The following is a 12,579-nucleotide window of genomic DNA, read 5'->3' on the forward strand; positions in this document are numbered from 1 at the left end:
CATCTATCAGGAGGCAATGATCGGCTTTATTGGCGCTGTAAGAAACTATCAAAGGGAACGGGAAAGCTCGTTTAAAACCTTTGCGAATCTCTGTGTCAACCGCCGGATCGCTACCGCTGCCCAGGCGCAAATGAGCCTGAAGCACAAGCCTTTCCAGAATTACGTATCCATCGACGAAGGGGATGCTTCTGTGGAAGCAGAGCTGACCGGAGTCGATCCCAGTGCCCAGGATCCCGCCCATATTGTGATTGAGCGGGAGTCCATACGGGAGAAAAAGCAACAAATCGAGGATCTTTTGTCTGTGTTTGAGCGGGAAGCTCTCATGCTTTACATCGGCGGTTTTACCTACGCGGAAATATCCCGGCAGTTGAAATCTACACCGAAAGCAGTTGATAATGCCCTGCAACGAGTAAGACGAAAGCTTAGGTCGGCGAAATAAACGCCGCAAACAGTGCGAATCTGGGCGTCAGCACAGGTCACATATATGCCCTAGTAGCTCAAAGGTAGAGCGTTGTAGGTGCAAAGGTGTCGGTTCAAATCCGTCCCGGGCAAATTTTATTATCCAATGTAAGCGAGGTAAAAAAGATGTACGAAGACAAAACATTAACATGCAAAGAGTGTGGCGCAGAGTTTGTATTCACCGCAGGCGAGCAGGAGTTTTATGCTTCCAGAGGCTTTGTCAATGAGCCCCAGAGATGCAAAGCATGCCGCGATGCGCGCAAAAACGCCTCCAGACCCGAGAGAGAGATGTTCACAGCAACCTGCGCGGCCTGTGGCAAAGAGGCGAGAGTTCCCTTCAGACCCCGTGAAGACAGACCTGTTTACTGCAGCGAGTGCTTTGCCAAGATGAAAGAGGAGCAGCAGCTGTAAGCATTGGTTTTGAATACGTTCAAATAAAATGCACAACCGGGATGCTTTGGATTTTTCCAGGGCATCCCTTTCTTTTTCTGGGAGACAGGGATGTTGCAATCCTTTGGGTGCCATATTATAATAAACATAAATGTCTTGGCCAGAGTTGTATATGAACATTGGCCATCAAGAAAGTGAGGAAATGGACATGGAAAGACAGGTAACAAAAGAGACATTGATCGGCGATCTGCTCCAGATGGAGCCGGAAACCGCCCAGTTCTTGATCCAGATGGGGATGCACTGCTTAGGGTGCCCTGCTTCCCGGGCGGAAAGCCTGGAAGAGGCTTGCATGGTCCATGGCGTCGATGCAGACGAAATGGTAGAGCGCATCAATAAGTTCCTGGAGAAATAGGCGTGACGGAAAAGAAAATCCCCCGTCTGGATGCCAGGCTTTCCCTGATTGCCCAGTGGGTACGGCCGGGGAAAAGGGTGGCGGATATCGGTTGTGATCACGGCTATCTTTCTGCGGTCTTGGTGGCGTCGGGAAAGTGCCCGCAGGCTCTGGCCTGCGATATCAACGAAGGGCCCCTGCAACGGGCGCGGGAAACCGCGGTCCGGTACGGTGTTACCCGTGGGATGAGGATGATTTTGACCGACGGGCTGGCGGGGCTGGACTCCGAGGATGTCGACGACATTGTGATCGCCGGTATGGGCGGGGATCTTATCGCCCGGATTGTATTGGAAACCCCTTGGTTGCGGACAGGGGATAAGCACCTGGTGCTTTCCCCTATGACCAAGGCTCATGACCTGCGAAAGGCACTGTGTGAGAACGGTTTTTCTATCCACAGGGAGCGGGGGGTCCGGGTAGGAAAGTTCATTTATACTGTCATGGACATTACCTTTACAGGGAAATGCTTTGTCCCGGACAGGATCTATGCTCTCACCGGTGCTCTGCCCTGGGATGATGCTCCTGATTCCCGGGATTATCTGCGCCATCAGGCTAAAATCGCCCAGGACATTGCAGAAAATCTGAAAAACAGTAATACAAATAGTAATAAAATAAAAGAATATAACGAAATTGCGGAGAAAATTCGGAAGATTATCGAAAAAGGGGGAGAAAACCATGACCAAGGTGATGGACATATACCGGTATATTGATGGGTTGGCGCCCTTTTCCCGGCAGGAGAGCTGGGACAATTCCGGCCTGTTGGTTGGGGATCAGGATAAGCCGGTGACGGTGGCCATGGTGGCTCTGGACATTACCGATGCTGTTATCAGCGAGGCGGTGGAGAAAAGAGCAGATCTTCTGATCTCCCATCATCCGGTAATCTTTCATCCCCAGAAGCGGGTGATGGCCGGGGATTTGGTTTACCGGCTCATCCAGGAGGGGGTGACAGCCATCTGTGCCCATACCAATCTGGATGTTGCCCAGCTGGGGGTCAACGACTGTCTTGCCAAGGCCCTAGGCCTTCAGCAGATGGAAATTCTCGAGACCAGCGGCCGGGAAAAGTTTTATAAGATCTGTACCTTTGTACCAGCCCAGCAGGTGGAGCAGGTGCGCAGCGCCATGGCCCGTGCTGGAGCCGGGAGCTTGGGGGAATATACCGATTGCGCCTTCATCAGCGATGGGGAAGGTTCCTTCAAGCCATCTGTCAAGGCATCTCCCTTTATAGGCGAGCCGGGAGAGCTTGCGCGGGTGGAAGAGTTTAAAATCGAGATGATTGTCAGTGAGAAGGATAAGGATAATGTGATCAAGGCCCTCTTGGTTGCTCATCCTTATGAGACGCCGGCCTACGATCTTTTTGAAAACGCCGGGATAGAGGTTCCCTATGGTTTGGGACGGATTGGAATGTTAGAGGAGAACATGGGGGCGGAAGAGTTTTCACTTCATGTCAAAGATGCTTTGGATACGCCCATGGTCCGCTCTAACCGGATCGACAAACAGATTCAGCGGGTAGCTGTCTGCGGAGGCGCAGGAGGCAGTCTGTTACATACCGCGGTGGTTGCCGGCGCGGATGCCCTGGTGACGGGGGATGTGAAGCATGATCTGTGGCTGGAGGCGGACAGGCTGGGGATACTTCTCATCGACGCGGGACACTTTGCCACCGAAAATGTGGTGATTCCCCGGCTGCGGGGCCTTTTGCAGACCCGATTTTCCGATGTGCGTTTTCTCCTGCCACAATCCAACATGGACCCGGTGGTCTACACTTTTTAGGTGGTGAAAATTTTTGGCCCTTGACGCAATTTACTTGAGTTTTCTCAAGGAGGAAATAGAAGATGTGGCGATGGAGGCCCGGGTGGATAAGATTTATCAGCCCTCCCGGGAGGAAATTGTTCTGGTGCTCCGCTTCCGGGGTGGAACGGCGAGACTGCTCCTTTCCGCCTCGGCTGCCAGTCCCCGCATCCATTTTACAAAGATTGATTTAGAAAATCCCAAAGCCCCTCCCATGTTCTGCATGCTGCTGCGAAAGCATCTGGGCTCCGGAAAGCTGATTGGTGTGCGGCAGGACGGCATGGAACGTATCCTGTTTCTCGACTTTGAAACGGTCAATGAAATGGGGGATCTGACCACCATTACCGTCGTCTGTGAGATTATGGGCCGGCATTCTAATATTATCATCACCGATCGGGATGGCAAGATTCTGGATGCTGTCAAACGCATTGATGAGAGCATGTCCTCTGTGCGCCAGGTGCTTCCGGGTATGCACTATACCCTGCCTCCGCAACAGAATAAAAAGAGCCTGCTGCGCCACACGCCGGATGACATCATTGACGGCATGCGGGCCGGCCGGGATGTGGAACTTTCCAAAGCCCTGATGGAACAGATTCAGGGGATTTCCCCCATCATCGCGAGGGAGGCGGCATTCTATGCCACCCGCGGGCTGGATATGACGGTCAGCGAACTCAGGGAGGGGCAGCTGGATCGCCTTCGCTTCTTTTTGGGCCAGCTGGGGGAGACGGTGGAGAAAAGAACGCCCCAGTATACCATGGTGACAGATCTTAAGGGGAAGCCGAAAGACTTTGCCTTTATCCCAGTCCATGAGTATGGAACCAGTATGCTGACCCAGTCATTTGAAAGCCCGTCCCAGCTGCTGGATAGCTTTTACAGCGAACGGGACCGGATTGAGCGGATGAAACAGCGTTCCCACGATCTGCTGAAAATGCTGATGAACACTTCGGAGCGGATCACCCGCAAAATCGCCACCCAGCGGGAAGAACTGCGGGAATGTGAAAATCGGGATATGCTGCGCATCTACGGCGACCTGCTGGCCGCCAGCGCCCATCAGATCCAGAAAGGGCAGACCAAGGCGGTGCTGCAAAACTTTTATGAGGACGGGTGTCCTTTGGTGGAAATCCCACTGGATCCCATGCGCACCCCCATCCAAAATTCCCAGCATTATTACACCGAATACCGTAAGGCGGCCACCGCCCAGGAGAAGCTGGGAGAGCTTATCACCAAAGGGGAAGAGGAGCTGGTCTACATTGAATCGGTCTTCGATTTGGTGACCCGCACTACAGGGGAAAGCGAACTTTCTGCTATCCGGGAGGAACTGTCCTCGCAAGGATATATCCGCCACGATCGAAGAAGAGGGAAGAAGCCGGAGAAACTTTCTCCCCTGCGGTACTGTTCTTCTGACGGATTTACCATCCTGTGCGGACGCAATAACATCCAGAACGACCGGCTTACCCTCAAGGACAGCCGAAACTTTGACGTCTGGTTTCACACCCAAAAGATTCCTGGCTCCCATACGGTGATTCTCACGGAGGGAAGGGAGGTTCCCAACCGGACGCTGGAGGAGGCGGCAGTGATTGCCGCTTACAACAGCAAGGCCAGGGATTCGGCCAAGGTGCCGGTGGATTACACCCTGATTAAGAATGTGAAAAAGGTGCCGGGGGCAAAACCGGGGATGGTGATCTACGAAAACTTCCAGACGGCGGTGGTGGATCCAGACGCCGCTTTGGTGGAAAGGCTGAGGGTGTCTAAATAGGAAAGTAGAGACAAAAGATTGGAATATAGAAATAGATTAATGAAATAAAAACTGCCCGGAGGGAAATTCCCCCGGGCAGTTTTGCATTTTACCCTGCAATTTGAGCCACTTACCGGAAAAGGGATGACACCACGGACAAAAGCGGGTAAGATAAAGGCGAGAGGAGGCGGACCATGAAAACGGAGATCAAACTGGAACCGGGATGTCAGGAACCCTGGGCCGAGATACACACGGCAGAGGTAACCGATGAGATTCAAAATGCGGTAAGGTGGCTTTCCGGCGACAAAGAAAGAACACTCAACGGCGAAAGGGAGAGACGCATCTTTCCGTTGCGCCGGGAGAAGTTGGAACTAATCCGGGTGGAAAGGGAAAGAACCATGGCTTATACCCAGCAGGGGGAATGCTATGAAATCCGGCGCCGGCTTTATGAGCTAGAGGAAATACTCTCTCCTGAATTTCTGCGCATCTCCAAAGGGGCTTTGGTTAATCTGGCATACATTCAGTGTGTGGAACCCACCTTGGGAGGGCTGATGCAGCTGGTTACCCAAGGAGGACAGAGAGAATGTATTTCACGAAAATTTCTGCCCGCCTTCAAAAAGGCGTTAGGACTGGGAGGGAAAATGCGATGAAGAAATGGGTGCAAAGACTGTTGGTTGGTGTTGCTCTGGGTTCGTTTTTATTCAATCTGACCATGCTGGCTTTTCTGGTCATCGCTTCGGAAGAAGTATTACAGATAGTTTTCGCACAGTATGCGGAAAACTTTCTGGCCTCACTTTTCATCGGCATAGTCTTCAGTATTATGTCCTTTGTCTATGACAAAGATGGCTGGAGCATGCCGATACAGATCCTTGTGCATATGGGTACGGGTATGCTGGCTTATGTTTGTGTAGCTTTTTTCATGGGCTGGATTTCGACTCAGCTCCACTATGCTGCTCTTTCTGTTGGAATCGCATTGGGAATTGCCGGGCTGATCTGGCTGGGCTTTTATCTTTATAACCGAGCCCAGTGCAGAAGGCTTAATGAGGTCCTCCAACAAAAAAATAATGTATAAAAAACAGGAGGCCATGCAAGGATGGCCTCCTATTTTTTTATATGCTATTTACTGTGTTTTTCTTCGATAGCGGTAATCATGTCCACACGACGCTGGTGGCGTTCGCCCAAGAACTCAGCGTCCAACCACTGTTCTACAATCATCTTGGCCAGTTCAGAGCCTACCACACGGGCGCCAAAGGCCAGAATGTTGGTGTTGTTGTGCTCCTTGGAGAGCTTGGCGGTGTAGGGCTCACTGCAAACCACAGCCCGGATCCCGGGTACCTTATTGGCCGCCAGGGAGATCCCTACGCCGGTACCGCAGATGAGGATACCCCGGTCGCATTCGCCGGAAACTACGGCGTTTGCTACTGCTTCTCCGTAAACAGGATAGTCACAGCTATCGTGGGTATAGGTGCCGAAATCCTTGCACTCATACCCCTTGCTTTTGACAAATTCCATGATTTCTTTTTTTAGTTCCACTGCAACATGGTCGCTTCCAAATGCGATCATAGCAATGCCTCCTTTTTATAGTAATGAGAATATAAAACAAACTTAGTCTTTCGTACGGCGGGAAATGATCCGCCTCGCGCAGAGGGCGCCGCCGATGACGCCGCTTTGCTGGGCGCCTTTCGAAAAGCGGATATCCAGGTTGGAAGCTGGATAAGGCTTACGGGTTCGATCCTTGATACACTCGACGAAATATTCCTGAGGAAAGCCCTCCATGGCGACTACCCCGCCCCCAATGACCGCGTAGTCAGGGTCGAGAAGGGTCAGCTCGGTGGCAATGGGGATTGCCAATGTAGCCACATACTGCCGCAAAACCTCGCTTGCCCCGTGATTGACAAAGAGCTTGGAGAATTCCTCTTCTGGAAAGTGCTGAGCGGCAATAGCATTCAGGCCCATGCCGGAACAGATGGTCTCCGCACAGCCTAGATTCCCGCAATTGCACCGCTTGTCCAGCCCATAAAGAGGAATATGCCCTAACTCGCCGGTAGCACCGTTTTTCCCAGTATAGAAGTCACCGTTGAGATAAAGCGCGTTGCCAAAACCGGTGCCCACATAAAAGCCCAGGATACTCTTAGAAGGATCCAGCTGTAGCTGGTGAATGTCGTAAAGCAACAGAAGGTTGACATCCTTTTCAATATAGACGGGCAGCCCCAGCGCTTTTCGAAGAGGATGGGCCACATCCATATTGTTAAATCCAGCAAGATTAGGGGTATTATAAAGGGTGGTACGATCCTTGGATACCGAGGAAGGAAAGCCGACGACAACCGCTTCAATCTGTTCCTTTTGGGTATGAGCGGAGATATAATTGTCAATTTCCTGGGCCAGATTTGCTATGCCATCCCCACCAGTCAAAATAGAACTGGATTTTTTTTCAAAATGGTCGATAGAGAGGTCGGATTTTACCAATCCCAGACGGAAATTCGTACCGCCGATGTCTATGCCCAATACATAGGACTGATCTGCCATCGAGAGAGCCACCGTCCTTTCTCTGTTATTGGATTGCCTTTTGATAAGCCTGTACCATTTTATCCCAGGCTTCGGAGAGATCTTGGCTCTTGCCAAACAGGCTGGTTGACCCCATGACCATGGCATCAGCGCCTGCTTCCGTCAGCGCTTTGTAGGTGGCCTCGTTGCAGCCGCCGTCAGATTGAATTAGGAAGTTCAGACCATATTTTTCCCGCAGTGCTTTGGCCTCCCGGATCTTCTCGATCATCTCCCAGATAAAGGGCTGAGCCGCAAACCCTGGGTCCACTGTCATAATGGTCAACATGTCAATCTGGGAAAGATAGTGCTGGATGGCACTCAATGGGGTTTCTGGATTGAGAACGACCCCCGCCTTACAACCGCCTTCCTTAATTTTTGAGATAAGACGGAAAGCCTGGCCTCCCAGAGTCTCGGCGTGAGGACAAATATAGGTAGCGCCGGCTTTGATAAGAATGTCCACATAATCCTGGGGACGATCTACCATCAGGTGGCAGTCGATGGGGACACGGGAAATACTGTGGATGGCGGCCACTTGGGACGGACACATGGCAAGATTAGGAACAAAGTGGCCATCCATGATGTCCACATGATAAAGATCAGCCTTTTTATCGATGGAAAGGATGCCGTTTCTGATATCCAGAGCATCCATGCACATGAGAGAGGGAGAGAATTTCATAAAAGGGAAACACTCCTTTTGACTAAAGCTATGTATCAATTGATTTTAGATAATTTATGCCTGGGCGAAATCGCTGAGGGGGGTAAGATCTAGTTGGGTGAAGCCGGTGCCAATGACCTCCAAAAGCTTGCGGGCCATGGCTTTGCAGCCACCGGGTGAATTGGACTCTATGTTAATGGGGATCAGGGGATCATGAAGGGACATCCGGACAAGCATCCAACCATTGCCATCTTCCTTGCCGAAGTTGACACGGATGCCTTCATAATTAACTGGGGCTACCTGCCAGTCGGCATGGCTGTCGGCGTAAGCTTTCACAGTTTCCAGCACCATTTTTCCGTAGACCGAGAAATCCTCTGCCAGAATTTTGATCCGGATTTCTTCACTTTCCAGGGGATGGCGTAGATCAGAGATCAGGCTATCGATTGATTTGCCTTCCTGGGCCATCTGAGCGGCTTTAATTAAAATTTTAGCGGTAAGAAAAGCGCCGTCATCCAAAAAATAGTTTTCTTTCAGGGCGGCATGTCCCGAGGTTTCAATGGCCAATTGGCAATCCACGCCGGTATCGTTAAGACGGATAGCCTCATTGATTACATTGCGGTAACCCCGCTTGAACCGATGATGGACACAACCACATTTTTTCTCGATAAAATCTGTTAATTCATCTGAGGTGACAGAATCGGTCACAATAGTTGTTCCTGGGTGACTTTCCGAAATAATGGAGGTGACCAGGGCGATAATAGCATTGCGGTTAATTTCACGTCCATTTTTATCCACAGCGGAACTTCTATCCACGTCAGTGTCAAAGATAATACCCAAATCCGCCTTGTATTTGCGGACAGCCGCCGATATAGATTGCATTGCCTCTTCGTTTTCCGGGTTGGGAATGTGGTTGGGGAAAGTTCCATCCGGTTCCAAGAACTGGCTCCCAGTGGTATCGGCGCCCAGAGGTTTCAAAACTTTCTCTACAAAAAATCCACCAGCTCCGTTGCCAGCGTCTACAAGGATCTTCAAGCCGGCCAAAGGCTGTTCATAATGCTCTCGGATTTTGGCACCTTTGCGGATGGTGTGTACCAGAAAATCAGAATACACACCGATCAGGTCAGCCTCCTGCAGGGAACCTCCGCCAGGTTCAGCAATTTCGCCGTTTGCAAAGGTGATGACGGCAGAGATATCGGTTTTATCCAATCCACCTTTTTTGGTGAAAAACTTCATGCCATTGCGGTTATAGGGCAGATGGCTTGCTGTAATCATAATGGCACCATCGCAGTCAAACTGAGGAAAGACAGTCGACATAAACATAGATGGGGTGGAAGCCAATCCACAGTCAAATACATGGCAACCCATTTTGATCAAAGCATCACAAGCAGCTTTTTTTAACGCCGGAGAAGAAATGCGGGAATCATGTCCCACAGCAATGGTCAGTGGCATTTTGGCGCGCTGTCCCAGCCAAAGAGCAAATGCCTTGGCAAGCAAAAATACAGTGGAGTCGGTAAGGTTCACCTTTTCACCGGCTACTCCGTCGACGGCAATCCCTCGGATATCGCTTCCGTTTTGCAGCTTTCTTAAATCCATACCCATGCTGACGTCTCCTTATCTTTATTTTTATCAGTGTAGATTATAAAATAACACTACGACACGGAAAGTGAGTTTGCTGAGGCTTTCCGTTATTTAAAAATTATACCACGCATGATAGGAAAGAGGCAATGATTTATGAGAAATAATGAATCTCTTAATAATTCATATTATGGTGAGGAAAAACTTGGAAAAATATTTCAGCATTGCTCCACGTATCAACAGCTTGTCTTGCAGACAGAAAAGAGCCAACCGATTTAAAATAAAATCGGTTGGCTCTTTTTTATGGGTAATAAAAATATTGCGATAAAGGAAATACCAGTTTAGAAAATCCAGTAATCACGGGCTTTTTCTGGCCTCTGAAATCATTCCCATTCGCTCCTGCCATAAGTTCTCTAAACAGATTTGCTTATGGGATTTAGCTCAGGGTATCGGCATTATTTTCATTATTCAGATAGTAGAGGCTATCTGATTTTTTGTTGCCATGATGTTGCCAGCAGTAGAGGTCATCACCTCCACCTCGTGACGCAATTATACCATATCGTGCATCTTCCAGCAATTATATATCTGCTTTGCTCACCATAGAATCAATTTGCACAATTTGGCTGTCAGCCAAGTCTCAAGGTCTGCAAATATTCTTCAAATCTTTCCTTGGAATATGTATGAATGTTTCTATAATATATCCTTTCATACCGTTCCAAATCAAAGCAAATAAACTCTTTTTTTGCTTTCTCCATAAAGTGATTAGCTATAGAAACCCTTGATGGTGTTTCTTGCAATTGCCCTTTTTGAACTTGTCTAGGTAAAGGATTTTTCTCAAGGTTATAAACCACAACAAAATCAATATTTCCACGAGAAAAAGCCAAATCTTCCCCAATGATTTCAAGAAAAATTAACAAGCTATCTCGTGCTTTATCTTTAATTTCTCGGTTGTTAACCTTCCCATTTTTAAATTCAACAAATAGTATTCCGTTTTCAAAAGGGACAATAGCATCGACCGATGTTACAACTTCTTCAGAAAGTCCAAAGCCATTTGCATAATGCCTCTTAACCAAATCAAAATTCACAACTTCCGTTTCTGAAGATGTCATGTATTGGATGTCATTTGGGTCGCTAGTATCTTTTGAGGTTTCTCTAAGCGATTTTCTATTATCCAAGAGAATCGGGTATAATTCTAAATTAATCATAGCTGACCTCTTTCATTTTCTAAATCTTGCAGCGGTCTAGCTAATTTACTATAAATAGCCTCAATATTATTTGTGACATCTTCGATGTTAGAAACTTCAGCATTTGAAGAAGCTAAATAGTACTTGCACTTGTCGTCTATGCCGTGTTTTACCGCGTAAACTTCTATGGCATTTAAAAAATATGGGCTATGCGTATTCAACAGGACGTGGATACCAAATTCCTTATGAATCAATACGATCAATTCCGCAAATACAAGTTGCCATTCTGGATGAAGGTGAATCTCTGGCTCATCCAAAATAATAGTCCCACCTTCTTCAATAGCTCCATTCATTAACAATGTTTTCAAAATCAGAAAGGTTTTAAATCCTGTGGAGATATTGGACAAGGCTATGGGTGCATCATACTTTGCAGAGGTATAAAAATAACCATCTTCTTGCTTTGTAAGATTTCCTTCGCATATATGGTTTAAAATATCAAAAATTTGCTCTAATTTTTCAGACACGATCATCTCTTCAATCACATTGCTTACAATGGATCTATTGCGTTTTTGTGTAAGCATCTCTATCAATTTAGTCCTATGATTTTCGGAGCGAATAAATCTGAAGGGCAAATCATTTGCCAATTCATCAATAACAAAAGGATCTTCAAGATAGGCCAAGTTGCTGTAGATATCAATAGCAGATTTAATATTGATAGCTTCGTTATTTACTACCTCAACATTTATACACTTTTCGCCATGAAATTCCAACACCATCGAACTCGACAAGTCTTGAGCGTTCACATGGCTTATTTGCATATTAAATTCTGACTGCAAAATGTTTTTTAAAACATTAGCTTTAATAGTATTATCTTCTAGTTTCAAATACGAAAAAACCTTGCTAAAAATTGCATCTATACTATCTTCTGCACCATTTTCTATGCCAATATCATAAACTTCGTTATTTTTATATATTCCCTCCAGAACTTTTCTCAGTTCATCTGTAGAGTCAATGTACCTTGTTCGATTTTTGCAAATTTCCTCTGCAATCCTCCTAAGGCCATTGGGGGCCATGGGGATATTAGCACGTCTTTTTCTAAATGGAGCAGAAATAGCTCGATAGATCGATAGGCTCCGTTCCTCAACTATTTTATCATTAATGTTATGAAAAGCAGTAAATAAACAGTATAGTGCTTTTCCAACTGTGCTTTTACCGGTATTGTTTTCACCGGCAATTACTGTGATACCGTTGATCTCAACTGAAGCTGTCCCTATTTTGCCAATGTTTTTCAAAGTTAGCTTCATTGTGTGTCCTCCTCTATCGCTGGTGCTATACCAGCTTTAATTCGTCTAGGCGATATCCCATAGCCTCCATTGACACTTGAAAGCAGTCACTCAGATATCGCTGCAATTGATGCTGCTGTTCCAGCTGCTGATCTTCCAGGAAAAGCGTTGTCTGCTTCGAGCAATCATTAAAAAACTCTGTCCGCTTTCGTTTGACCAGATTTTCCGGCATCAGGAGGCAAGCTGCAAAATAGTCTGCTTCTTTTTCCTGTTCCGGCTTATTTTTTCCAAAAACGCTATCACTATCACAGATAATAGCGCCGTTTTGTAATGGGTGTCCTAAGTAATGATGACCCAACTCATGGGCAATGGTAAAGTGTTTGCGAGATGTTCGAAGATTGGCATTGACAAAGATGATTTTTGTCTGGTTCACCACCATATATACGCCGCAGAACTCTTCATCATCCTCGTCTCGTTCCTCGAATATGATCCCCCGCTGTTTCATTATAACAGGAATCAAC

15 protein-coding genes are annotated in these 12,579 nt (G+C 47.6%); 8 read left to right on the forward strand and 7 right to left on the reverse strand.

The window, feature by feature from the left end; all coding sequences use genetic code 11:
• From ACZ25G_RS07665 to ACZ25G_RS07700, 8 genes are all read left to right on the forward strand, one after another.
• On the forward strand, positions 1-439 hold a 439-nt coding region (locus ACZ25G_RS07665), incomplete at its 5' end, for a sigma-70 family RNA polymerase sigma factor (RefSeq protein WP_463682061.1).
• Between the two features lie 146 nt (positions 440-585).
• On the forward strand, positions 586-870 hold the full coding sequence (locus tag ACZ25G_RS07670) for a zinc-ribbon domain containing protein (RefSeq protein ID WP_191483133.1): 285 nt from the start codon (positions 586-588) through the stop codon (positions 868-870).
• A gap of 187 nt (positions 871-1,057) precedes the next feature.
• Positions 1,058-1,261 (forward strand): DUF1858 domain-containing protein, encoded by a 204-nt coding sequence (locus ACZ25G_RS07675; RefSeq protein WP_191483134.1) that lies wholly within the window; start codon positions 1,058-1,060, stop codon positions 1,259-1,261.
• Positions 1,262-1,263: 2 nt separating this feature from the next.
• On the forward strand, positions 1,264-2,007 hold the full coding sequence (locus tag ACZ25G_RS07680; RefSeq protein WP_463682062.1) for a class I SAM-dependent methyltransferase: 744 nt from the start codon (positions 1,264-1,266) through the stop codon (positions 2,005-2,007).
• Positions 1,973-3,064, forward strand: a complete 1,092-nt coding sequence (locus ACZ25G_RS07685) for a Nif3-like dinuclear metal center hexameric protein (RefSeq protein ID WP_463682063.1) — start codon at positions 1,973-1,975, stop codon at positions 3,062-3,064. The genes ACZ25G_RS07680 and ACZ25G_RS07685 overlap by 35 nt, the downstream gene beginning before the upstream one ends.
• Positions 3,065-3,077: 13 nt before the next feature.
• Positions 3,078-4,838 (forward strand): Rqc2 family fibronectin-binding protein, encoded by a 1,761-nt coding sequence (locus ACZ25G_RS07690; RefSeq protein ID WP_463682064.1) that lies wholly within the window; start codon positions 3,078-3,080, stop codon positions 4,836-4,838.
• A 173-nt stretch (positions 4,839-5,011) separates the two neighbouring features.
• Positions 5,012-5,467, forward strand: a complete 456-nt coding sequence (locus ACZ25G_RS07695; protein WP_463682065.1) for a LytTR family DNA-binding domain-containing protein — start codon at positions 5,012-5,014, stop codon at positions 5,465-5,467.
• The gene (locus ACZ25G_RS07700; protein ID WP_463682066.1) at positions 5,464-5,889 is read left to right on the forward strand and encodes a DUF3021 domain-containing protein; all 426 of its coding nucleotides are present in this window, start codon (positions 5,464-5,466) and stop codon (positions 5,887-5,889) included. The genes ACZ25G_RS07695 and ACZ25G_RS07700 overlap by 4 nt, the downstream gene beginning before the upstream one ends.
• A 44-nt stretch (positions 5,890-5,933) precedes the next feature.
• On the opposite strand, the gene rpiB is transcribed toward ACZ25G_RS07700, so the two are convergent.
• From rpiB to ACZ25G_RS07735, 7 genes are all read right to left on the reverse strand, one after another.
• Complete coding sequence (gene rpiB, locus ACZ25G_RS07705; RefSeq protein WP_342681548.1) at positions 5,934-6,380, reverse strand: ribose 5-phosphate isomerase B; 447 nt, start codon at positions 6,378-6,380, stop codon at positions 5,934-5,936.
• Positions 6,381-6,422: 42 nt separating this feature from the next.
• A complete protein-coding gene (gene alsK / locus ACZ25G_RS07710) occupies positions 6,423-7,343 on the reverse strand; it encodes an allose kinase (RefSeq protein ID WP_463682067.1) in 921 nt (306 codons plus the stop codon).
• Between the two features lie 25 nt (positions 7,344-7,368).
• Complete coding sequence (gene alsE, locus ACZ25G_RS07715) at positions 7,369-8,037, reverse strand: D-allulose 6-phosphate 3-epimerase (protein WP_191483141.1); 669 nt, start codon at positions 8,035-8,037, stop codon at positions 7,369-7,371.
• Between the two features lie 54 nt (positions 8,038-8,091).
• A complete protein-coding gene (locus tag ACZ25G_RS07720; protein ID WP_191483142.1) occupies positions 8,092-9,615 on the reverse strand; it encodes a phosphohexomutase domain-containing protein in 1,524 nt (507 codons plus the stop codon).
• Between the two features lie 602 nt (positions 9,616-10,217).
• The gene (locus ACZ25G_RS07725; protein WP_463682068.1) at positions 10,218-10,796 is read right to left on the reverse strand and encodes a hypothetical protein; all 579 of its coding nucleotides are present in this window, start codon (positions 10,794-10,796) and stop codon (positions 10,218-10,220) included.
• Complete coding sequence (locus ACZ25G_RS07730) at positions 10,793-12,079, reverse strand: ATP-binding protein (protein ID WP_463682069.1); 1,287 nt, start codon at positions 12,077-12,079, stop codon at positions 10,793-10,795. The genes ACZ25G_RS07725 and ACZ25G_RS07730 overlap by 4 nt, the downstream gene beginning before the upstream one ends.
• A 25-nt stretch (positions 12,080-12,104) precedes the next feature.
• Positions 12,105-12,579: ImmA/IrrE family metallo-endopeptidase (locus ACZ25G_RS07735; RefSeq protein ID WP_463682070.1), on the reverse strand; the 475-nt coding region annotated here is incomplete at its 5' end.

The sequence above is a fragment of the Zongyangia sp. genome (genome assembly GCF_965361945.1).